At 72.4% G+C, this 21,938-nt stretch carries 19 protein-coding genes and 2 riboswitches; of the genes, 9 read left to right on the top strand and 10 right to left on the bottom strand.

All coding sequences use genetic code 11. From position 1 onward, the window contains the following. Nucleotides 1–298 precede the first annotated feature (298 nt). The gene (locus ACGFSC_RS30370; RefSeq protein ID WP_359897081.1) at nucleotides 299–2,092 is read left to right on the top strand and encodes an AMP-dependent synthetase/ligase; all 1,794 of its coding nucleotides are present in this window, start codon (nucleotides 299–301) and stop codon (nucleotides 2,090–2,092) included. 86 nt (nucleotides 2,093–2,178) lie between these two features. On the opposite strand, the gene ACGFSC_RS30375 is transcribed toward ACGFSC_RS30370, so the two are convergent. Further along, a complete protein-coding gene (locus ACGFSC_RS30375) occupies nucleotides 2,179–3,315 on the bottom strand; it encodes a glycosyltransferase family 4 protein (protein ID WP_359897079.1) in 1,137 nt (378 codons plus the stop codon). A 214-nt stretch (nucleotides 3,316–3,529) separates the two neighbouring features. Between ACGFSC_RS30375 and ACGFSC_RS30380 the strand changes: the two genes are divergently transcribed. Beyond that, the gene (locus ACGFSC_RS30380) at nucleotides 3,530–4,900 is read left to right on the top strand and encodes a glycosyltransferase 87 family protein (RefSeq protein WP_359897078.1); all 1,371 of its coding nucleotides are present in this window, start codon (nucleotides 3,530–3,532) and stop codon (nucleotides 4,898–4,900) included. Here the strand turns inward: ACGFSC_RS30380 and ACGFSC_RS30385 are convergent, their stop codons facing one another. The 6 genes from ACGFSC_RS30385 to ACGFSC_RS30410 all read right to left on the bottom strand — a co-directional run bounded on the left by ACGFSC_RS30385 (nucleotide 4,901) and on the right by ACGFSC_RS30410 (nucleotide 12,110). Beyond that, nucleotides 4,901–5,932, bottom strand: a complete 1,032-nt coding sequence (locus tag ACGFSC_RS30385; protein WP_359897076.1) for a hypothetical protein — start codon at nucleotides 5,930–5,932, stop codon at nucleotides 4,901–4,903. A 182-nt stretch (nucleotides 5,933–6,114) separates the two neighbouring features. After that, nucleotides 6,115–7,161, bottom strand: coding sequence for an NlpC/P60 family protein (locus ACGFSC_RS30390; RefSeq protein ID WP_359897074.1), 1,047 nt, complete (start codon nucleotides 7,159–7,161; stop codon nucleotides 6,115–6,117). A gap of 239 nt (nucleotides 7,162–7,400) precedes the next feature. After that, a complete protein-coding gene (locus ACGFSC_RS30395) occupies nucleotides 7,401–8,537 on the bottom strand; it encodes an NlpC/P60 family protein (RefSeq protein ID WP_359897073.1) in 1,137 nt (378 codons plus the stop codon). Nucleotides 8,538–8,547: 10 nt separating this feature from the next. Continuing rightward, nucleotides 8,548–8,701, bottom strand: a riboswitch (cyclic di-AMP (ydaO/yuaA leader). Between the two features lie 338 nt (nucleotides 8,702–9,039). Next, a complete protein-coding gene (locus ACGFSC_RS30400) occupies nucleotides 9,040–10,077 on the bottom strand; it encodes an NlpC/P60 family protein (RefSeq protein WP_359897070.1) in 1,038 nt (345 codons plus the stop codon). A gap of 198 nt (nucleotides 10,078–10,275) precedes the next feature. Then, nucleotides 10,276–11,742: an NYN domain-containing protein gene (locus tag ACGFSC_RS30405; RefSeq protein ID WP_359897068.1), complete on the bottom strand. Its 1,467-nt coding sequence runs from the start codon at nucleotides 11,740–11,742 to the stop codon at nucleotides 10,276–10,278. 104 nt (nucleotides 11,743–11,846) lie between these two features. Next, on the bottom strand, nucleotides 11,847–12,110 hold the full coding sequence (locus tag ACGFSC_RS30410; RefSeq protein WP_359897066.1) for a hypothetical protein: 264 nt from the start codon (nucleotides 12,108–12,110) through the stop codon (nucleotides 11,847–11,849). 202 nt (nucleotides 12,111–12,312) lie between these two features. Between ACGFSC_RS30410 and ACGFSC_RS30415 the strand changes: the two genes are divergently transcribed. Together ACGFSC_RS30415 and ACGFSC_RS30420 are read left to right on the top strand one after the other, a co-directional pair. Then, nucleotides 12,313–13,140: a rhomboid family intramembrane serine protease gene (locus ACGFSC_RS30415; protein ID WP_359897065.1), complete on the top strand. Its 828-nt coding sequence runs from the start codon at nucleotides 12,313–12,315 to the stop codon at nucleotides 13,138–13,140. Continuing rightward, nucleotides 13,137–13,418 (top strand): Lrp/AsnC family transcriptional regulator, encoded by a 282-nt coding sequence (locus ACGFSC_RS30420; protein ID WP_049651832.1) that lies wholly within the window; start codon nucleotides 13,137–13,139, stop codon nucleotides 13,416–13,418. The genes ACGFSC_RS30415 and ACGFSC_RS30420 overlap by 4 nt, the downstream gene beginning before the upstream one ends. 3 nt (nucleotides 13,419–13,421) lie before the next feature. Here ACGFSC_RS30420 and ACGFSC_RS30425 read toward each other — a convergent pair whose 3' ends face one another. From ACGFSC_RS30425 to ACGFSC_RS30435, 3 genes are all read right to left on the bottom strand, one after another. After that, nucleotides 13,422–14,807, bottom strand: a complete 1,386-nt coding sequence (locus ACGFSC_RS30425; protein WP_359897063.1) for an aminotransferase class V-fold PLP-dependent enzyme — start codon at nucleotides 14,805–14,807, stop codon at nucleotides 13,422–13,424. A gap of 51 nt (nucleotides 14,808–14,858) precedes the next feature. After that, a riboswitch (SAM riboswitch) is annotated at nucleotides 14,859–14,977 on the bottom strand. Between the two features lie 108 nt (nucleotides 14,978–15,085). After that, a complete protein-coding gene (trpD, locus tag ACGFSC_RS30430) occupies nucleotides 15,086–16,162 on the bottom strand; it encodes an anthranilate phosphoribosyltransferase (RefSeq protein ID WP_359897061.1) in 1,077 nt (358 codons plus the stop codon). A gap of 119 nt (nucleotides 16,163–16,281) precedes the next feature. Further along, the gene (locus ACGFSC_RS30435) at nucleotides 16,282–16,707 is read right to left on the bottom strand and encodes a hypothetical protein (RefSeq protein WP_359897059.1); all 426 of its coding nucleotides are present in this window, start codon (nucleotides 16,705–16,707) and stop codon (nucleotides 16,282–16,284) included. A gap of 396 nt (nucleotides 16,708–17,103) precedes the next feature. Between ACGFSC_RS30435 and ACGFSC_RS30440 the strand changes: the two genes are divergently transcribed. The 5 genes from ACGFSC_RS30440 to ACGFSC_RS30460 all read left to right on the top strand — a co-directional run bounded on the left by ACGFSC_RS30440 (nucleotide 17,104) and on the right by ACGFSC_RS30460 (nucleotide 21,933). Beyond that, complete coding sequence (locus tag ACGFSC_RS30440) at nucleotides 17,104–17,724, top strand: heme-copper oxidase subunit III (RefSeq protein WP_049651835.1); 621 nt, start codon at nucleotides 17,104–17,106, stop codon at nucleotides 17,722–17,724. Nucleotides 17,725–17,911: 187 nt separating this feature from the next. After that, nucleotides 17,912–18,721: a c-type cytochrome gene (locus ACGFSC_RS30445; RefSeq protein ID WP_359897057.1), complete on the top strand. Its 810-nt coding sequence runs from the start codon at nucleotides 17,912–17,914 to the stop codon at nucleotides 18,719–18,721. Between the two features lie 8 nt (nucleotides 18,722–18,729). After that, nucleotides 18,730–19,782, top strand: a complete 1,053-nt coding sequence (locus ACGFSC_RS30450) for a Rieske 2Fe-2S domain-containing protein (protein WP_359897056.1) — start codon at nucleotides 18,730–18,732, stop codon at nucleotides 19,780–19,782. Beyond that, nucleotides 19,779–21,440 carry a ubiquinol-cytochrome c reductase cytochrome b subunit gene (locus ACGFSC_RS30455; RefSeq protein ID WP_359897054.1) on the top strand — a complete coding sequence of 554 codons (1,662 nt, stop codon included), beginning with the start codon at nucleotides 19,779–19,781 and terminating at the stop codon, nucleotides 21,438–21,440. The genes ACGFSC_RS30450 and ACGFSC_RS30455 overlap by 4 nt, the downstream gene beginning before the upstream one ends. 121 nt (nucleotides 21,441–21,561) lie before the next feature. Then, a complete protein-coding gene (locus ACGFSC_RS30460; RefSeq protein WP_359897052.1) occupies nucleotides 21,562–21,933 on the top strand; it encodes a GntR family transcriptional regulator in 372 nt (123 codons plus the stop codon). Nucleotides 21,934–21,938 lie beyond the last annotated feature (5 nt).

Here is a 21,938-nt window from a genome sequence, read left to right on the forward strand (position 1 = left end):
GGCCGGGGCGCGCTCGGCCCGGTCCGCCCGGAGCAGGCTATCGCGCCCGGCGGGCGGCGCGGCGGCGCGGGCCGTGCCCGGCGGGCGGCCGTGGTGCGGGCGGGCGCCGGGCGGCCGGGCATGTTACCGGCCGGTCGCCCTGCTCTGTCGTAGGGTGCCATTCGAACGACCCGGTCACGGCCTGGTCCGACCCGGCCGGGTGTGACACTTCGAACACCGGAGCCGACCCCTCTGGTCGAAGCTGCCTACCGGGCAGTAACGTCCTGCCGTCCCGCAGCGTCGCGTACGAGGAGCAGTCTTGCTCGACTTCAGCCTTCCGGCCCTCTACCAGGTACCGAGCAACGGCAACCTCGCCGACCCGGTGCACCGGAACGCCGAGATGCACCCGGATCTCGCCGTGCTCAGCCGGAAGGTGGACGGCCAGTGGCAGGAGTTGACGTCGGTCCAGTTCCTGGCCGAGGTGCACGCCACCGCCAAGGGCCTGATCGCCGCCGGTATCGAGGCGGGTGACCGGGTCGCCATCATGTCCCGTACCCGGTACGAGTGGACGCTGCTGGACTTCGCGATCTGGACGGCCGGCGCGATCACCGTGCCGGTGTACGAGACCTCCTCCGCCGAGCAGGTCGAGTGGATCCTCGGCGACTCCGGCGCGGTCGCCGTGATCACCGAGACCGACCAGCACGTCCGGGTGGTCGGCACGGTCCGCGAGCGGCTGCCGGAGTTGAAGCACACCTGGCAGATCGAGGCCGGGGCGATCGCCGCCCTGGCCGAGGCCGGACAGGACGTCCCGGACGCGACGATCGAGGAGCGCCGCCGGATCGCCGGCCCCGACGACATCGCCACCATCGTCTACACCTCGGGCACCACCGGCCGCCCGAAGGGCTGTCAGCTGACCCACGGCAACTTCCTGGCCGAGTGCGGCAACGTCGTCGAGCGCCTGGCCCCGATGTTCAACACCGGCGAGAGTTCGGTCCTGCTCTTCCTGCCGCTGGCCCACGTCTTCGCCCGGCTCGTCGAGATCGCCCCGGCGATGGCCCCGATCAAGCTCGGCCACGTCTCCGACATCCGGGACGTCACCGCCGAGCTGGCCTCCTTCAAGCCGACCCTGATCCTGGGCGTGCCCAGAGTGTTCGAGAAGGTCTACAACACCGCCCGTTCCAAGGCCCAGGCCGACGGCAAGGGCAAGATCTTCGACAAGGCCTCCGACACCGCGATCGCCTACAGCCGGGCGCTGGACGCCGGTGGCCCCGGCCTGGTGCTGCGGCTCAAGCACGCGGTCTTCGACAAGCTGGTCTACGGCAAGCTGCGCGCCGCCCTCGGCGGCCGGGCCAGCTACGCCATCTCGGGCGGCGCCCCGCTCGGCGAGCGCCTGGGCCACTTCTACCGGGGCATCGGCTTCACCGTCCTGGAGGGCTACGGCCTGACGGAGACCTGCGCGGCCACCGCCTTCAACCCGTGGGACAAGCCGAAGATCGGTACGGTCGGCCAGCCGGTGCCCGGCTCCTCCGTGCGGATCGCCGAGGACGGCGAGGTCTTCTTCAAGGGCCCGCACGTCTTCACCGGCTACTGGAACAACCCGAAGGCCACCGCCGACACCCTCAAGGACGGCTGGATCGCCACCGGCGACCTCGGCTCGCTGGACTCCGACGGCTACCTGACCATCACCGGCCGCAAGAAGGAGATCATCGTCACGGCCGGCGGCAAGAACGTCGCCCCCGCCGTGATCGAGGACCGGATCCGGGCCCACGCCCTGGTCGGCGAGGTCATGGTGGTCGGCGACCGCAAGCCCTTCATCGCCTGCCTGATCACCGTCGACCCGGACTTCTTCCCGAAGTGGAAGGAGCTCAACGGCAAGCCCGCCGGCGCCACCGTCGCCGACCTCGCCGACGACCCGGACCTGCTGGCCGCCCTCCAGAGCGCGGTGGACGACGGCAACGCCGCCGTCTCGCACGCCGAGGCGGTCAAGAAGTTCCGGCTGCTGGACACCGAGTTCTCCGAGGAGAGCGGCCACCTGACGCCCTCGCTCAAGCTCAAGCGCAACGTCGTGCTGAAGGACTACGCGGCCGACATCGAGGCCCTCTACCGGAAGTAGCCGCCGGAAGCGGCCGCCCGACGCGGCCCGACCGCGGGCGCCGGACGGGCCCCGCCACTCCAGGAAGGTGGCGGGGCCCGTCGGCGTCACCCGGCCAGCAGCGAGGTCAGCCGCCCGGCCAGCAGGTCCCAGCGCCAGGAGCGCTCCACCCAGCGCCGCCCGGCCTCGCCCATCCGCCGCCGCAGCTCCTCGTCGCGCAGCAGCCGCACGATCCGCTCGGCCGCCGCCGGGGCCGAGCCGCCGGGCACCACGTACCCGGTCTCGCCCTCCAGCACCGCGTCCGGCGCGCCGCCGGAGTCCCCCGCGACCACCGGCAGGCCGGTCGCCGAGGCCTCCAGGTAGACGATGCCCAGGCCCTCGACGTCCAGCCCCCCGCGCCGGGTGCGGCACGGCATCGCGAAGACGTCCCCGGCCCCGTAGTGGGCGGGCAGCTCCTCCCACGGCACCGAGCCGGTGAACCGCACCGAGTCCCGCACGCCCGTGGCGTCGGCGAGCTTCTCCAGGTCCGCCCGGTACGGGCCGCCGCCGACGATCAGCAGCACCGCGTCCGGCACGTCGGCGAGGATCTGCGGCATCGCCTCGATCAGGGTGTCCTGGCCCTTGCGCGGCACCAGCCGAGAGACGCAGACCACCACCGGCCGGTCCGCCAGCCCGAGCCGGCGGCGCACCTCGGCGCCCCCGGAGCCCGGGTGGAAGGTCGTCTCGTCCACGCCCGGCGGCAGCTGGACCATCCGGGCCGCGGCCTGCGGCCCGACCGCGGCGGCGATCCGGGAGCGGGTGTACTCGCCCAGGTAGGTCAGCACGTCGGTGCCGGCGCCGATCCGGCGCAGCAGCTGCCGGGAGACCGGCAGCTGGGCCCAGGCGGCCTCGTGGCCGTGGGTCATGCCGAGCAGCCGCCCGGCCCCGGCCCGGCGCAGCGTGGGCGCCATCAGCCCGAGCGGCGCGGCGGCGCCGAACCAGACCGAGTCGCACTTCTCCGCGCGCAGGATCTCGGCGGCCCGCCGGGTGACCCGCGGTGTGGGAACCATCACCTTCGTCCGGTCCCGGATCACCGGGAACGGCTGCTCGGCGTCGAAGCGGGCCACCTCGCTGCCGTCCCGCCAGGTCGAGGCGTACACCACGACACTGCCTGCGGGCTGACGGACGGCCATGTTGTGCACGAAGGCCTGGATGCCACCGGGGCGCGGCGGGAAGTCATTGGTGACGATCAAGGTTCTGTGCATCAGGCCACGGCTCGCTCGGTCGGGGGGTGCGCGGTGTACCGCTGGGTGATCCGTACGATAGGTCAACACCATGACCCGCCGGGAACGGAACCGCGCACGGCAACCGTTTGACCCCCGGGTCAGTCCTAGTACCTAGGCCGCAGTGCGACGCGGCCCGGGCGTCCGTCTCCACGACGCCTCCGGTGGGGACGTCCGAGACGAACGAGGGAGCGCAGTGGAATTGGCCCCGGCCACCGAGCCCGGTTCTTCACGCGGCCGCCTCGGCCGCCCGCTCGGGGCGCTCGCCGCGCTCGGCGCCACCTGGATCGCCACCCGCGCGCTGCTGGTGCTGCTGGCGACGGGCGTGCTGAAGGCGCCCGGCGGCGACGTCACGGCGGACGTCTGGATGATCTACCACGCCTGGTACGGCGTGCTCCAGACCGGCACCTTCCCCTTCGACGACGTCACCTGGCAGTACCCGCCGGGCGCCGCCCTGGTGATCCTGCTGCCGGGCCTGCTGCCCTGGTCGTACCTGGTCTCGTTCTGGGTGATCTGCGGGATCGCCGACGCCGCCGCGGCCGCGCTGCTGGTGCGCACCGGCCTGCGCCGGGGCCGGGCGCTGACCGGCGCCTGGATGTGGGTGGTGGGCGTCCCGCTGCTCGGCCCGATGATCTACAACCGCTTCGACGTCATCGTCACCGCGGTCGCCCTGGCCGGTCTGCTGGCGCTGATCCGCCGCCCGGCGGTCGGCGGGCTGCTGCTGGGCCTGGGCGGCATCGTCAAGATCTGGCCGCTGCTCGGCCTGATCGGCACCCCCTCCGGCCGCCGCACCCGCCGTTCCTGGACGCTGGCCGGCGCCACCGCCGTCTCGATCGGCTTCCTGCTGGCCGCCGGGATGAACGGCGCCTTCGACTTCCTGGCCTTCCAGAAGGACCGCGGCATCGAGGTCGAGTCGCTCGGCGCGCTGCCGCTGCACTTCGCCCGGCTCGCCGGCGGCTGGGACGGCCGGGTCACGATGAACTACGGCTCCCCCGAGATGCTCGGGCCGTGGGTGAGCGTGATCAGCAAGGTGATGATGGCCGGCACCGTGCTGGGCTTCGCCTGGCTGCTGCTGTGGCGCTACACCTCCAAGCGCCGCAGCGCGGCCACCATGTACGACGCGGCGCTGTGCGCGCTGCTGATCTTCGTGGTGACCAGCCGGGTGATCAGCCCGCAGTACCTGGTCTGGCTGGTCGGCGTCGCGGCCGTCTGCCTGACCGTGCGCAACAGCAGCCAGCGGCCGGTGGCGGTGCTGATCCTGCTCGCCTGCCCGCTGACCCTGGTCGAGTTCCCGACCATGTTCACCCAGGTGCTGGCCAGCGACCCGGTGGCGGTCACCGTGCTGGCCGCGCGCAACCTGCTGCTGCTGGCCGCGGCCGTGCTCTCCTGCGTCCGGCTCTGGCGCTCGACCCGCGGCGAGGCGCCGCTGCCGCCGACCGTGGTGCTGGACCGCGAGCCCGCCGCGCTGCCGTCCGCCGGCTACCCGGTGCGCCCGGGCATCGCCTACGAGCAGGACCTGCTGGACGGGATCGACCACCCGGGCGCCCCGGCCGAGCAGCGCCGCTGATCAGCCCCTCAGCTCCGCCATCCGCGCCAGCCACTGCCGGGTGAACTCCTCCAGCCCGACGCCCAGCTCGCGGCGCATCAGCCGGTCGGTGCGGCGCTCCCGGTCCTCGCCCTGCCCGTCGGCCGCGCCGATCGCGCGGTAGAAGGCGACCAGCCGCTGCGGCCCGTGGGTGCGGGCGATCAGCTCGCAGGCCAGCCAGGACTGCTCGTAGGCCTGGGCGATGCCGGTGGCCCCGGCGGCGAAGTCCCGGTCGGCGGGCAGCGCGGTGGGCGTCCTCCCGGCGGCGACGTCCCGGGCCAGCTCGGGGGCGACCTGCTGCGGGCTGCGGCCCGAGTCGCGGTACGCCGTCCAGTCGGCGACGCCCTCGGAGAGCCACAGCGGGGTCCAGGCCCGGGTGTCGGCCCTGGTCGCGACGTGGGTGGCCTCGTGGGTGATCACCACCTGGCGGCCGAAGTCGCTGAGCCGCCCGTACACCTCCGGGTTGACCAGCACCCGGTCCGCCGGGGTGTGCCACGGTGCGCCGGGGGCGGCCACGGTGACCGCCGCCATGCCCGTCCAGCCGTCCGGGTCGCCCTCCAGCAGCCGGGCGAACTGCTCCCCGGTGGCGGGCCGCTCCAGCAGCAGCCGCTCCGGCCAGGCGCCGCCCCAGACCTCGGTGACGGCGGGCACCGCCCGGTCCCCCACCGCGGCCAGCTCGGCCGGGTCGGGCCCGGCGGCCGGCCCGACCACCAGGCAGTTCGCTCCCGGAGCCGACCGGAGCGGCCCGAAGTCCCACGGCGCGGGCGGGCCGCCCGCGCTCTCCTCGCGCTCGACCCGCCAGCCGTCGCCGGCCCGGACCAGCTCGATCCGGCGCGGGTACACCACCGGGTACTCGTCGTACCCGGCGATCCGCACCGCCAGTTCGGCGGCGGCGGTCAGCCGCTCCGGCCCGCCGGAGGCGGCGAGCACCAGGTTGCGGTACCCCGCCCCGGCCACCGGCAGCCCGGCCCACGGCGGCGCCGAGCGCGCCCGTTCCGCCAGCGCGGCGGCCACCTCGGCGTGCCGGTCCGCCGAGCGGGCCGCGGGCGCCGCCGGGGCGGCCGGAGGCAGCGACAGCTGGGCCAGCCCACCGGCCGCGAGCAGCAGCGCGCCCCGCCGGGACAGCGTCCGGCGGGGGCGGGAGCCGGATATACCGGCGGGGCCAGTGGGGTCGGCGGGGCCGGACGGCGGGGCGTTCAGAGCCGGACCACCCCGGAGACCGGCATGGCGGTGACGCTCTCGTAGCGGACCTTGGCGCCCGGGCGGGGGGCGTGCACGATCACGCCGCCGCCGGCGTACATGCCGACGTGGTGCATGTCCCGGTAGAAGATCACCAGGTCTCCCGGTCGCGCTTCGGACAGGCTGACCCGCTGCCCGGCGTACGCCTGGGCCTGCGAGGTGCGCGGCAGGGTCACTCCGGCCTGCCGCCAGCTGTAGTACATCAGACCGGAGCAGTCGAACGCGTGCGGGCCGGTGGCCCCGTAGACGTACGGGGAGCCGATCATCCGCACCGCGGCGGCCAGCGCGGCGGCCCCGCGCTCGGAGGCGGGCGGGGCGGTGCCGAGGTCCAGCCGGTCGGTGCCCCGGGTGGCGCGCTGCTCGGCGTCCCGGGCGTCCTGGACCGTCAGCCGGGCCCGCTCGGCGGCGCCCAGACCGTTCAGCAGCTTCTGCGCCCTGGCCAGCCGCTGCTGGATCTGCTGCTTGCTGTCGGCGAGCGAGCGGCGGGTCCGGTCCAGCTCGTCGAGCTTGCCGGCCGCCTCGGTCCGGCGCTGGTCGAGCCGGCGCTGCCGGGCGACCAGCTCGTGCAGGGTCTCCTGCTGGCGCGCGGCGGCCTGGCCCAGGGCGCGGGCGCGGGACAGGTAGCCCTCCGGGTCGGGCGAGAGGATGAGCTGGGCGGTCTGGGTCATCCCGCCGCCGCGGTACTCGGCCCCGGCCACCGTCGCGAGGTCGCCCCGCAGCCCGTTGAGCTGGTCCTGGGCCACGGCGATCTCGCCCTGGAGGATCGTGGTCTCGCCCTGGAGCCGCCGCTGGGCCTCCTGCGCCGCGTTGGCCTTCTCGGACGCCTGCTCGGCCTCGTCGTACAGCTGTTCCACCTGCGTCTTGACGTCCTGGCGGTCGCCCGGGTCGGGGCTGCCGGGGGCGGCCTGGGCGCTGCCTCCGGCGGCCACACCCAGGGCGGTGGCGGCGGCCGCGGTCAGCACCAGCGCCCGGGCGAGCAGTTGGGAACGGCGGTGCACGGGCATGGCGGCAGCGGCTCCAATCCTGCGGCGCGGCTCCCGCCGCCGCACCGGGACGGGCGGCCGTCGAGCGGGAGTCCGGTGGCAGACGTTAGCGAGTCAGGGCAAGCGAGTCCAAACCCCTGCCAACCCGAATATTCAGGCTGTTGTCGGACATTTGATCGGCCCTCGGGAAAAGCCGCAGGAAAAACCGCAGGCCCGGCCTCCCCTGGGGGAGGCCGGGCCTGGAAGCGTCCGAGCGGTGATCAGACCCGCACGATGGAGGCCAGCGGCATGTTGGTGACGGCCTCGTAGCGCACCGACGCGCCCGGCTTGGGCGCGTGCAGCACCTGGCCGTTGCCCGCGTAGATGCCGACGTGGTGGGCGTCGGTGTAGAAGATCAGCAGGTCGCCGGGCTGGGCCTGGGAGATGTCCGAGCCGATCCGGGTGCCGGCCGAGGCCTGCGCCTGCGAGGTGCGCGGCAGCGACACGCCCGCCTGGTTGAACGCCCAGACCATCAGACCGGAGCAGTCGAAGGAGCCCGGGCCGGTGGCGCCCCAGACGTACGGGCTGCCGATCTTGGAGGCGGCGGCCGAGAGCGCGGCGGCACCGCGCGAGCTGCCCGGGGCCACCTTCACCGGGGAGGAGGCGGTCGAGCCGGCCGAGGCGGTCGAGCCGGCCGCGAGGTCGCCGCGGCTGTTGTCGCGGGAGGCGCGGTCGGCCTGCTGCTGCTGGGCCTGGGCGGCGTCGGCCTTGGCCTTGGCGTCGGCCGCGGCCTTCTCCTCGGCCTGGCGCAGCGCCTGGCGCTCCTGCTCGGTCAGCGTGTTGAGCAGGTCCTGGGCCGCCTTCAGCTTGCCCTGGACCTCCTCCTTGGAGGCCTTCAGCTGCTGGGTGGTCGACTCCAGCTCGGCGAGCTTGCCCTGGGCCTCGTTGCGGTCCTGGTCGAGCTTGCGCTGCTGCTCCTGGAGCTCCTTCAGCTGACCCTTCTGGGTGCTGCCGGCCTGGTTCAGCGCGTCGGCCTGGCTGAGGAAGGTGTCCGGGCTGGAGGAGAACATCAGCTGGACGGTCGGGGATATGCCCCCGTTGCGGTACTGCTCGCCGGCGATCTCGGCCAGGCCGCCCTGGAGCTCGGTGACCTGGGCCTGCTGACGGGCCACCTGGTCCTGCATGCCGGAGACCTGCTTCTCCAGCTCCTGCTGCTTGGCCTGGGCCGCGTTGTAGTTCTCGGTCGCGATCTCGGCCTGCTCGTTGAGCTGGTCGACCTGCCCCTTGACCTGTTCCTTGGTCGGCTGCGGGTCGGCGTGGGCGCCTTGCGCGGAGAGGACGACGGCTGCCGCGGCGACACCGGTCAGGATCGAGACCCGGGCGCGGCCTGCGGGCTTGGGACGACGATGGGACGCCACGAAGGCGGACTCCTTCTTCCTACGTCCGCCTACCGGGTGAGCTGACGGGTTCGGGCCGGAAGCATGCCCTACGACGCCTCACGGCCGTTCCATCGGCCGACCTGGCGTCGATTCACCCCGGAGGAACGTGGTTCCCCGGCTCCGCTCCGCAGCGCCCCCAAAACACTGGGCTCCCCTGTCGGGCAGTCGCTTCGACCTGCCCCGCTGCCTCACGAACTCGACGGTAACCACCGCCGCCACCCTGGCTGGGCGATCGACAGTGCGGTGGTTCAGGGCACGACCCTAGTAACTGAACCGTGATCGGTTCAAATCCTTGTCAGAAAAAAGACCAAAGATTTCCCAAGTTCTTCTGTGAAAATGACCGATGGTGACCACTGGCACACAGATGGCTGATCAGTTCTCAGCATGTGGTCGCGAAGGGACGGAAAGCCGAACGCCACCCCCGAACGAGGGGTGGCGCTTTTCACAGCCCCCGGAAGGGCCCCGCGGGCGTGTCGGGCCGTCAGACCCGGCGGATCGTGTTGATCGACATCGCGTCGGCCTTCATCACCTTCACCACGTCACCGGTGTGCGGCGCGTGGACCACCATGCCGTTGCCGATGTACATCCCGACGTGGTGCATGTCGTTGCCGTAGACCACCAGGTCGCCCGGCTGGGCCTGGTCCAGCGAGGGCACCCGGGTGCCGTAGTGGCCCTGCTCCTGCGAGGTGCGCGGCAGCGAGACGCCCGCCTGCCCGTACGCCCAGACCATCAGGCCCGAGCAGTCGAAGGTGGTCGAGCCGGTGGCGCCCCACACGTACGGCGAGCCCTGCTTGCTCATCGCCTTGGCCATCGCCACGGCCGCGTAGCCGCTGGCCGGCGGCAGGCTGCTGAGGTCGACCCGGTCGCTGCCGCGCGAGGCGCGGTCGTCCTGCGCCTGCTGGGCCTTCAGCGCGGCGCGGTCGGTGGCGCTCAGCGAGTTCAGCAGGTCCTGGGCGGCCTTCAGCTTGGTGTTGACGTCCGCCTTGGCCTGGTTCAGGTCCTTGGTGGTGGTGTCCAGCGAGGCGAGCACGGCGGAGGCCTCGACCTTCTCCTGGTCCAGCCGGCGCTGCTGGTCCAGCAGCCCCTTGAGCGCCTCGGCCTGGCTGCTGCTGGCCTGCTGGACGGTGGAGGCCTTCTCCAGGTAGCCGGACGGGTCGGAGGTGAGCATCAGCTGGACGGACGGGTCGATGCCGCCGGTGCGGTACTGCTCGCCCGCCACCTCGGCGAGGCCGCCCTGGAGCTGGGTCATCTGCTCCTGGCTGCGGGCCACCTGGTCCTGCAGCTGGTCGGCCTGCTTGCGCAGCTGGTCGGCCCGCTCCTTGGCGCCGTTGTACTTCTCCGCCGCCTGCTCCTGCTCCTCCTGGAGCTGGTCGATCTGCGCCTTGACGTCCGTTTTGTTCGGCTGCGGCGCGGCGTGCGCGGCCACCTGGGCGGAGAGGGCGACCGCGGTCGCAGCAGCAGCGGTGAGCACGGAGATCCGCGCGCGGCTCGGCTGCTTGGGACGGCGGTGGGAGGCCAAGGGTCCTGCTCCTTCTTCCAACGGACTCACCTGATGGGATGAGATTCCGGAAAATAGGTTTGACGCCAGACCCTAGTGAAGATCTATCCGTTTTGCCACTCCCCCGAAGGTGTGAACTCCGGTCCGCACACTGACGACACGGGACCCGCACACCATCCCGGAACCACTCCTGACCAGGCATCGCACGGCCGCTCGGGGTCAGGGGCGCGCCAGCCGGTTCAGCAGCAGCACCGAGGCCACGGGGCGCGCGCCCGCCTTCCGCACGCCGTCCGCGACCTCCCGGTCGGTGGACACCACCACCACCGGACGGCCCTGCGGCTCGGCCCGCACCAGACGGCGGATCAGCTCGTCGGCCGTCTCCCCGGTCCGGCTGAACCGCACCCGGACCCCGCGCGGCGGCGCCATGATCACCGGGACGTCCAGGTCCTGCCCGTCGAACACGCAGGTGACCTCCGCCTGGGTGCGCTGCGCCAGCATCGCCAGCCCGCCCAGCAGCCGGATCCGCTGCTGCTCCAGCGGCAGCGTCGGATAACCGGTCTTGGTCACGTTGTAGCCGTCCACCACCAGGTGCACCTGGGGGATCGCCAGCAGCTGGTCCAGCAGCGCCGGATCGTCCTCGGCCAGCCCGCGCCGGGCCACGTCGTGGGGCGAGGCCGCCCCCGGCACCACCGCCTCCACCAGGTCCGCCGGGCGGATCTGGGAGACCGGCAGCGCCAGCTCCCGCTGGAGCCCCTGGGCCGACTGCAGCACGGTGTCCAGCAGCAGCCGCAGCCGCATGTCCTCGACGCTGCGCCCCTCACGGGCCGACCGGCGGCCCTGCTCGACCGCGTTCTCCAGCTCCGAGACCCGGTGCCTGAGCCTGCGCGCCTCGGTCTCGGCCGCACCGCGCTCGGCCGCGGACTGCGCCTTCAGCGCTTCCAGCTCGCCGGCCACCCGGCGGGTCTCGGCCTGCGCCCGGCGGGTGTCGCTCTCCAGCGACCGCACCTTCTTGCGCAGCGACTCGGCCTCCTTGCGGACGCCGTCCGACTCGGCCCGCTGCCGGTCCACGTCCGCCCGCGCGGAGGCCCGCACCTCGGCCAGCTCGGCCTGCAGCTTCTCCACCAGCCGGGCCGACTCCGCGGCCGCGTCCTCGGCACCGGCCCGCTCGGCCTCCTCGCCGGCCTCGGCCACCAGCCGGCTCCAGCCCACCGAACGCACCAGGTAGGCGGCGGCCGCGACGTCCATCGGATCGGCGGCGCTCGGGACGGTGCCCGACTCCAGCGCCTTCACCAGGTCCGGCTGCCCGAGGCGCAGCCGCTCCGCTATCCGCACCCGGAAGGCCGGCTCCGCCTCCAGGGCCGCCGCCAGCGCGGTGGCCGCGTACTTGGCCCGCCGCGCCGGGGTGAACTTCACGTACTGACGCAGGCTCTGCGGGAGCTCGCCCGCCGGAAGCCCGCCGAGCGCGTCCGAGGCCAGCCCGACCACGCGCCGGCGCACGCCCTCGGGCAGCGGCCGGTCGAGCTTCTCGACGGCGTGCTCCGCCGCGGGCTCGGAGGAGTCGTTCGCCGCCCCGGCCGCCGCCCCGGCCCGGGCCTCGGCCGCAGCGGGCTGAAGCCCCTGGGCTTCGCCGGGCTCCTTCGCTGCGTCCACCACGTCCTCGGCTCCGATCCTGGTCCAGCGGGGCACGGCCGCGACCTCCCCCTGTCGTCACGCTCCGTGCGTCTTGTTCTGCATTGTCCCGTGCGGCGCGGGTGGGTGCGCCGCGCACCCACCCGCCGCGGCGGCGGGGATCAGCCCTGCTCGGTGGGGGCCTGCGCCCCCTCGGCACCCGGGCGGGCCACCAGCTCGACCTGGTCCACCGCGTTGCACCAGCGGCAGCGCACCGACTCGATGGTCTCGCTCAGCACCTCGGTCTCCTCGACCTTGGACTCGCCGGCCAGGTCGAAGTGCAGGAACTCGGTCACCCGCGCGGTGCGGGTCACGTCGAAGCGGGTGAGGTTGCCGCACAGGGTGCAGCGCCAGCGCGTCTCGGCGGTCAGGGCGGGGACGGTCATCGGGGGGTCCTCTCGGGTGGTCCCTTCGTGGGCCAGGCGCTCCCCCCGGAGCCCCGGCATCGGCGGCGGGAGGCGGGAATGCCCGCCCCAAGCCTATTGCCTGGGGCAACCATCGCGGCCACCGGTCGCCCGAACACCCGCACTGGTCCACCTGCCGTAAACCGCCGTGTCACCTGCGGCGCCCGGAGGGATGCTTGGCCGCATGGCGCTCGCGGTCCCCGACGACACCGCCGCCCGGGGCGGCCGCCCGGCCGCGACCGTCCCGGCGGTCAGCTACGCCCTGATCGCACTCAACACCCTGGTCTTCCTGCTCGGCCCGGCCGCCGGGCTCAACCCGCTGTACGGCACCGGCCTGGCCCGGGTCTGCGCGGAGCAGCGGTACGAGCAGCGCTGGGGCGCCGTCCCGGCCGAGGTGCTGGCCGGGCGGCCGCTGACCGCCGCGCAGCTGGCCGAGGCCCCCGACCCGGTCCCCGGCTGCCCGGCCGCCCCGACCCCGGGCAAGCACCCGGCCCTGTCCGTCCTCACCGGGCTCTTCCTGCACGCCGGCTGGCTCCACCTACTGGGGAACCTGCTCTTCCTCCAGGTCTTCGGCCCCACCGTCGAACGGCGTCTGGGCCGGGCACGGTACGCCGTCTTCTACCTGGCCGCCGGCAGCCTGACCACGTACGGCTTCGCGCTCGCCGAGGCGCACTCGCCGAACTCCACCCGGGTGCTCATCGGGGCCTCCGGGGCGATCGCCGCCGCGCTCGGCGCCTATCTGCGCCTCCACCCCCGGGCCCGGGTCACCACCCTCGTCCCGCTGCTGCTCTTCCTGCCGCTGCGGTTCCCCGCCTGGCTGGTGCTCGGCCTCTGGTTCGCCCTGCAGTGGTGGTCGGTGCACTCGGCCGGGCCCGGGGTGGCGTACCTGGTCCACGTGATCGGCTTCTCGGCCGGGTTCCTCTACGCCTGCACCGTGGTTCGCCACCCCCCGCGACGACCCGGCCGACGCCCGATACGCTGGCGGCACCCCACAAAGGAGCCCGAACTGTGATCACCGCCATCGTCCTGATCAAGACCAGTGTCGACCGCATCCCGGAGATCGCCGAATCCATCGCCGCCATCGACGGCGTCAGCGAGGTCTACTCGGTGACCGGGGGCTACAACCTGGTGGCGATGGTGCGGGTGCGCCGGCACGACGACCTGGCCGAGGTCATCCCGGGCCGGCTCAACAAGGTCCCGGGCGTGGCCCACACCGAGACCCAGATCGCCTTCCGCACCTACTCCCAGCACGACCTGGAAGCCGCCTTCGCCCTCGGCCTGGACGAGTAGCGCTCAGCCCTCGCGCCGCCCCCGGTCGATCTGCACGGTCGCGACGCAGCGCCCGCCCTCGTTGCGGTAGTTCCAGGCCGCCCCGTCCGTGACCAGCTCCCGGACGGCGGTCAGGAAGCGGTCGACGTGCTCGTCCGGCGTCCCGGCGCCGAAGCTCACCCGGATCGCGTTCAGGCTGCGCTCGCCCGGCAGCGAGGGCTCCGGCGCGCCGCACTCGGACGGGGCGACGTCCTCGTCCCCGAGCAGCGTGCGCACCAGCGGGTGGGCACAGAACAGGCCGTCGCGCACCCCGATGCCGTACTCGGCGGACAGCGCGGCCGAGAAGTGCGAGCTGTTCCAGCCCCGGACGACGAAGGACAGCACGCCGACCCGGGCGGAGTCGGAGCCGAACAGGTTCAGCACCTTGACCTGCGGGATCCGCTCCAGCCCGGCCGTCAGCCGGGCGATCAGCTGCTGCTCGCGGGCCTCCAGCGCGTCGAAGCCGGCCTCGGTCAGGGCCCGGCAGGCCGAGGCGATCGCGTAGGCGCCGATGACGTTCGGCGAGCCGGCCTCGTGCCGGGCCGGGCCGGTGTGCCACTGCACGGCCACCGAGCCGTCGCTCTCCCGGGCCACCGTCCGGGTCGCCCCGCCGCCGGCCAGGTACGGCTCGGCCGCGTCCAGCCAGTCCGCCCGGCCGGCCAGCACCCCGGCGCCGAACGGCGCGTAGATCTTGTGGCCGGAGAAGGCGATCCAGTCGACGTCCAGCTCGCGGACCGAGACCCGGTGGTGCGGCGCCAGCTGGGCGGCGTCCAGCACCACCCGGGCGCCGTGCCGGTGCGCGGTCCGGGTCAGCTCGGCGACCGGCCACAGTTCGCCGGTCACGTTGGAGGCGCCGGTGACGCAGAGCAGCTTGGGGCCCTCGGGCGCCCCGGCGAGGGCGGCGTCCAGGGCGGCCACCGCCTCGGCCCGGGAGCGCGGCGCCCGCAGGTAGGTGACGCCCAGTCCGGCGTGCGCCCAGGGCAGCAGCGAGGCGTGGTGCTCGGTCTCGAAGGCGAACACCCGGGTGCCGGCCGGAAGGGCCGCGGCCAGCAGGTTGAGCGAGTCGGTGGTGGCCCGGGTAAAGACCACCTGGTCGCCCTCGCGCAGGTCGAGGAACTCGCCGACGGTGCGGCGGCTCTGCTCGAACAGGTCGGTGGACAGCTGGGAGAGGTACCCGGCCCCGCGGTGGACGCTGCCGTAGTACGGCGCGTAGGCGGCGACGTCGTCCCACACCCGCTGGAGCGCCGGGGAGCTGGCCGCGTAGTCCAGCGCCGCGTAGCCGACCTTCTCACCGTTGGCGAGCGGGACCTGGACGTCGGCGCCGAGGACGGCGAGCGGGGCGCAGGTCTCGGTGGTGGCGAGAGGGGACATGAGGATGCACTCCTTCAGGGGTGAGGGACCCCGGGAGTGCTAGTCGTCGGGCGTCCGCGCTTGTCGCACGGACGGCTTGCCGTGACGACCCGGTCCTCACCCAGGGCACCCCGCCACGGACGGAGGGTTGCCGGACAGCCAGCTGGGGCTTCGCACTGTCACTCATGACCTGGCCAAGACTCTAGGCCGCGTCCATCGGGTGGTCAAACGGGCATCCAGCATCCGGACAGCGCGGGAGCCCGTGCCGGCGTTCCGGCACGGGCTCCCCAACTACCGCCTCAGATCCGGCTGGTGGCCTCCGACCAGCGTCGCAGCAGGTCCTGCGCGGCACCGGAGTCGATCGCCTCCGCGGCCCGCTCCATGCCGGCCGCCAGCTGCTCGGCGAGCGGCGCCTCGCCGAGGTCCAGCGCGACCAGCGCCGCCGCCGTGTTCAGCAGGACGGCGTCCCGCACCGGCCCGTGCTCCCCCGCCAGCAGCCGCCGTGCGACCTCGGCGTTGTACGAGGCGTCCGCCCCGCGCAGCGCCTCGATGCCGACCAGCTCGATGCCGACGTCCCGCGGGTCGAAGGTGGTCTCGGTGACCACCCCGTCGCGCACCAGCCAGACCTGCGAGGTGGTGGTGATGGTCAGCTCGTCCAGCCCGTCGTCGCCGCGGAAGACCAGCGCCGTCGCGCCCCGTTCGGCCAGCACCCCGGCGATCAGCCCGGCCAGCCGGGTGTCGAAGCAGCCGATGGCGTGCGCGGTGACCCTGGCCGGGTTGGTGAGCGGGCCGAGGATGTTGAAGGAGGTCGGCACCCCGAGGTCGCGCCGCGCGGTGGCGGCGTGCCGCATCGAGGGGTGGAACTTGGCCGCGAAGCAGAAGGTGAGACCGACCTCCTCGGCCACCTCGGCGACCCGCTGCGCGGAGAGGTCCAGCGCCACCCCGAGCTTCTCCAGCACGTCCGAGGAGCCGCTGGCGGAGGAGGCCGACCGGTTGCCGTGCTTGACCACCTTGGCGCCGGCGGCCGCCGCGACGATCGCCGACATGGTGGAGATGTTGACGGTCTTCGCCCGGTCCCCGCCGGTGCCGACGATGTCCACCGCCGGTCCGGGGATCTCCAGCGGCTCGGCATGCTCGTACATCGCGTCGACCAGGCCGGCGATCTCCTCGACCGACTCGCCCTTGGCCCGCAGAGCGATCATGAACCCGGCCACCTGCACGGGGGACGCCTCGCCGCTCATGATCCGGTCCATCGCCCACGCGGTGGACGCGCGGTCGAGGTCCTCCCCCTGCAACAGCGCGGCCAGGAGGTCCGGCCAGGTGCGGATCACCTGCGCGGGGTCGCTACCGCCGTTCGCAGGGTTCACGTTCACCATGGCTGACTCCAGCTGTTTGTCGGTTCCCCGCTCCGGGGGGACGTCCGTACGGATGGAGCCAGCCTATCGAGCGAAGGGGCCGCTTCTACCCCTCTCTTTTCCAGTTGCCGGGGGGGAATTCAGCGGACGACCGGAGTCCGCTTCGCCAGCCGCGCCCGCAGCAGGGTGGCGACCGCCCCGGCCAGCGCCACCGGCTCCACCGGGCGGGAGATGGCGGCGTCCGCCCGGCTCCAGGCGGCGAGCCAGGAGTCCTGCGGCCGGCCGATCAGCACCAGCACCGGCGGGCAGCCGTAGATCTCGTCCTTGAGCTGGCGCCCGAGCCCCAGCCCCCCGGCCGGAACGGCCTCGCCGTCCAGCACGCAGAGGTCCACGCCCCCCTTCTCCAGTGCCTTGAGCACCGCGGGGGTGGTCGCGCACTCCAGGTAGGACAGTTCCGGAAGATCCTCGGCGGGCCGACGGCCGAGCGCCGTCAGCACCTGCTCGCGGGTGTTGCGGTCGTCGCTGTAGACGAGGACGGTGAGCGTCTCATCGGTCGTGTACGCCATGGACCCTGCTCCCTCAAGTGTGATCCGGACCACGTTCGCCTGATCCGGATGCTACTCCCGATCACCCTCCGCCGAGTCCCCCTCGCGCACGATCCGTCCCGAGCCGCCGCGCCCCGGGCTCACCCGCCCGGAGGACGGCCCGTCACCCGATCCCGTCCAGTCCACCCGTACGGCCGACCCCGGGCCCGTCCCCCTACCTCCCACGGCTGCTCCGACCGTGCAGCGACGCGCCGGGCAACGGGGTCGCAGGCCCCTCCGAGGAACCATCAGAAAAGGGACACGCCGCTGCTCAACCCCCGTCCGGGCACCCCGGCACCCCCCAAGGGGGCATACCGCACGCACCGGACACTCCGAGGGACACCCCCCGACGTGAAGACGGAATAAGGGACCGACATAATGTCCGTCGTGGCGACAGCAACAGCAGTAGAAACCGGGCACGCGCACGGATCGGTCAACCGGCCGAACATGGTCAGCGTCGGAACGATCGTCTGGCTCAGTTCCGAGTTGATGTTCTTCGCGGCCCTCTTCGCGATGTACTTCACGCTCCGCTCCGTCAAGGGGCCGGAGTTCTGGACCGAGAAGGCCCACGCCCTCAACGTGCCCTTCTCCTCGGTCAACACCACGATCCTGGTGCTCTCCTCGCTCACCTGCCAGCTCGGCGTGTTCGCTGCCGAGCGCGGTGACGTGAAGAAGCTCCGGGCGTGGTTCATCCTCACGTTCGCCATGGGCGCGGTCTTCATCGGCGGCCAGGTCTTCGAGTACACCGAGCTGGTCAAGAAGGACGGCCTGTCGCTGTCCTCCGACCCGTACGGCACGGTGTTCTACCTGACCACCGGCTTCCACGGGCTGCACGTGACGGGTGGTCTGATCGCCTTCCTGCTGGTCCTGGGACGGACGTACGCAGCCAAGCGCTTCACGCACGAGCAGGCCACCGCGGCGATCGTCGTGTCGTACTACTGGCACTTCGTCGACGTCGTGTGGATCGGCCTGTTCGCGACCATCTACCTGATCAAGTAACCAGCTGATCAGGTCGCTGGCCACCGGCTGCGGCCCCCGCCCTCACCGGCGACGGGCCGCTTCTGCCGGTGCCGACGCTCCCACCGACCGACCGCGCGCGCAGCCCTAGACAGGCAGCCTCGTGCCGGCCAGACCGGCCGCCGGGTGCACCCACCAGTCGACCAGATCCTGACACCGGGGTTATTCCGTGAAAAAGCTCTCCGCACGACGGCGCCACCCATTGGCGGCGCTGGTCGTCCTACTTCTCGCCCTGGCGGCAACCGGGGGGCTGTACGCCGCGTTCGCGCCCGCCGACAAGGCGCAGGCCGACGTCGCCGCGCAGTCGCTCGCGATCGATGAGGGCAAGAAGCTCTTCGCCGTCGGTTGCTCCTCCTGCCACGGCATGAACGGCCAGGGCAGCAGTGACGGTCCGAGCCTGGTCGGCGTCGGCTCCGCCGCTGTCGACTTCCAGGTCGGCACCGGCCGCATGCCCGCCCAGCAGCCCGGCGCCCAGGTCCCGCGCAAGAAGAACATCTACTCGCAGGCCGAGATCGACCAGCTCGCCGCCTACGTCGCCTCGCTCGGTCCCGGCCCGGTGACCCCGACGGAGGAGCAGTTCACCTCGACCAACCCCGAGGACATCTCCAAGGGTGGCGAGCTGTTCCGCACCAACTGCGCCCAGTGCCACAACTTCGCCGGCCAGGGTGGTGCCCTGACCAAGGGCAAGTACGCCCCGTCGCTCGAGGGCGTGGACGCCAAGCACATCTACGAGGCCATGCAGACCGGCCCGCAGAACATGCCGTCGTTCCCGGACACCACCATGCCCGAGGAGCAGAAGAAGCAGATCGTGGCCTTCGTCCGCCACACCACCAACGATGAGCCCAACCCCGGCGGTCTCACCCTGGGCAGCCTCGGTCCGGTGACCGAGGGTCTGTTCGGCTGGATCTTCGGCCTCGGCACGCTCATCGCGGTCGCGATCTGGGTCGCCGCCCACACCACCAAGGCCAAGAAGTCATGAGCCACGACATGTCAGAAGAGAAGCTCCCGGAGCCGCACGGCTCCGCCGGCGAGGTGGCCGACCACGGCAGCCCGTTCGCCGACCCGGGCCTGCCGGCCCACGAGCCCCGGCGCACCGACATCGACGAGCGGGCCGCCCAGCGCGCCGAGCGCCAGGTCTCGCTGATGTTCGTGATCTCGATGCTCGCCACCGTGGGCTTCATCGCCTCGTACGTGGCCATCGACCCGGACAAGATCGTCTACATCTTCCCGCTCGGTCACGTCAGCGCGCTGAACTTCGCGCTCGGCCTGACCCTGGGCATCGCGCTGTTCATGATCGGCGCGGGCGCGGTCCACTGGGCCCGCACCCTGATGTCGGACGTCGAGCTGCCGGCCGAGCGTCACCCGATCGAGGCTTCCGACGAGGTCCGCGCGGACGTCATCGAGCAGTTCAAGACCGGCGCCGCCGAGTCCGGCTTCGGCCGCCGCAAGATGATCCGCAACACCCTGATCGGCTCCATGGCGCTGGTCCCGCTCTCCGGCGTGGTCCTGCTCCGTGACCTTGGCCCGCTTCCCGAGAAGAAGCTCAAGGAGACCGGTTGGAAGGAGGCGACCGAGGCCAAGCCGCTGCCGCTGATCAACATGAACACGCTGCAGCCGATGAAGCCCGAGGACATCGTCATCGGCTCGCTCACCTTCGCCATGCCGGAGGGCCTGTCCACGCACAGCGAGGACTTCCAGCAGCGGATCGCCAAGGACGCCCTGATGCTGGTCCGCATCGCGCCCGAGGACATCAAGGACGAGAAGTCCAAGGAGCTCGGCTTCGAGGGCATCCTCGCCTACTCCAAGATCTGCACCCACGTCGGCTGCCCGATCAGCCTGTACGAGCAGCAGACCCACCACGCGCTCTGCCCCTGCCACCAGTCGACCTTCGACCTGGCGGACGGCGCCCGCGTCATCTTCGGCCCGGCCGGTCACCCGCTGCCGCAGCTGAAGATCATCACTGACGAGAAGGGCAACCTGGTCGCCACCGGCGACTTCGATGAGCCCGTCGGCCCGAGCTACTGGGAGCGTGCTCGATGAGTAGCGCGAGCAGCACCACGACCGGTGCCGCCAAGCCCTCCAGCACGCGTGAGAAGCCCGCCAACAAGTGGGAAGCCGCGGCTGACTGGACGGACGGCCGGCTGGGGATCTACTCCCTCGCCAAGGCCAACCTGCGGAAGATCTTCCCGGACCACTGGTCCTTCATGCTGGGCGAGATCTGCCTCTACACGTTCGTCATCATCATCCTGACCGGCGTCTACCTGACGCTGTTCTTCAAGCCCTCGATGGCCGAGGTCGTCTACGACGGCTCGTACGTGCCGCTCAAGGGCATCCCGATGTCGGAGGCCTACGCCTCCACGGTGGACATCAGCTTCGAGGTCCGCGGCGGTCTGCTGATCCGTCAGATCCACCACTGGGCCGCCCTGGTCTTCGTGGCCGCGATGCTCGTGCACATGATGCGCGTGTTCTTCACCGGCGCGTTCCGCAAGCCGCGTGAGATCAACTGGGTCTTCGGCTTCCTGCTGCTGGTCCTGGGCATGTTCGACGGCTTCTTCGGCTACTCCCTGCCGGACGACCTGCTGTCGGGCACCGGTATCCGCTTCATGGAAGGCGCGATCCTCGCCGTCCCGCTGATCGGCACCTACGTCCAGATGTTCCTGTTCGGGGGCGAGTTCCCCGGCCACGACATCGTGCCGCGCTTCTTCACGATCCACGTGCTGCTGATCCCGGGCATCATGCTCGGCCTGCTGGTGGCGCACCTGATCCTGGTCTTCTACCACAAGCACACCCAGTGGGCGGGCCCGGGCAAGACCGAGAAGAACGTCGTCGGCATGCCGCTGATGCCGGTCTACATGGCCAAGGCCGGTGGCTTCTTCTTCCTGGTGTTCGGCCTCATCGCCGTCGTCTCGGCGATCGCCACGATCAACCCGATCTGGGCGTACGGCCCGTACCGTCCGGACCAGGTCTCCACGGACGCCCAGCCCGACTGGTACATGGGCTTCTCCGAGGGCCTGATCCGTGTCATGCCGGGCTGGGAGATCAGCGTCTGGGGCGGCCACACCCTCAACCTGGGTGTCATGATCCCGCTGGCGATCTTCCCGCTGGTCCTGGTCTCGATCGCGGTCTACCCGTTCATCGAGAGCTGGATCACCGGCGACAAGCGCGAGCACCACATCCTGGACCGCCCGCGCAACGCTCCGGTCCGCACCGCCCTGGGTGCCGCCTGGATCAGCCTCTACCTGGTGCTGCTGATGGGTGGTGGCAACGACCTGTTCGCCACCCACCTGCACCTGTCGATCAACTCGATCACCTACTTCGTCCGCGTCGGCTTCTTCGTCGTCCCGGTCGTCGTCTTCATCATCACCAAGCGCTGGTGCCTCGGCCTCCAGCGCCGTGACAAGGAGAAGGTGCTGCACGGCCGCGAGACGGGCGTCATCAAGCGCCTGCCGCACGGCGAGTTCATCGAGGTGCACGCCCAGCTGCCGCAGAAGGACCTGTTCAAGCTCACCGCGCACGACCAGAACCAGCCGGTCGAGCTGCCGGCCCAGACGGACGAGAACGGCGTGGCCCGCAAGGCCGGCGTCCTCACCCGCACCCGGGCCAAGCTCTCCCGCGGCTTCTACGGCGAGGGCAGCCAGATCCCCAAGCCGACCGCCGAGGAGCACCACGAGATCACCAGCGGCCACGGCCACCACTGATCCCGTAAGCGCCACAGCGCCACCCCGAGGGCCGCTGACCAGAGTTCTTCTGGTCGGCGGCCCTCGGGCTTTCCCAGGTCTGCCAGTCCCGTACCCGCCCGCCGCGCCACCAGGAGCCCCCGTGCAGCTGTCCGTCGACCCCGCCTCGGCCACTCCCCCGTACGAGCAGATCCGCGCCCAGATCGCCGACCGGGCCCGCTCCGGCGAGCTGCCGACCGGGCTGCGGCTGCCCACCGTCCGGGCCCTGGCCGAGGAGCTGGGGCTGGCCGCCGGCACCGTCGCCCGGGCCTACCGCGAGCTGGAGGCGGACGGCGTGGTGGAGACCCACGGCCGGCGCGGCACGCTGATCGCCGCCACCGGGGACGCCGCCCACCGGCTGACCGCCGAGGCCGCCGCCGAGTTCGCCGCCCGGGCGAGCCGCCTGGGCGTCTCCCGCTCGGACGCCCTGGCCGCCGTGGACACCGCTCTGCGGCTGGCCTTCCCGGAGGGCTGACGGGC

This window comes from Kitasatospora sp. NPDC048715 (genome assembly GCF_043198905.1).
Lineage (GTDB): Bacteria > Actinomycetota > Actinomycetes > Streptomycetales > Streptomycetaceae > Kitasatospora > Kitasatospora lactacystinica.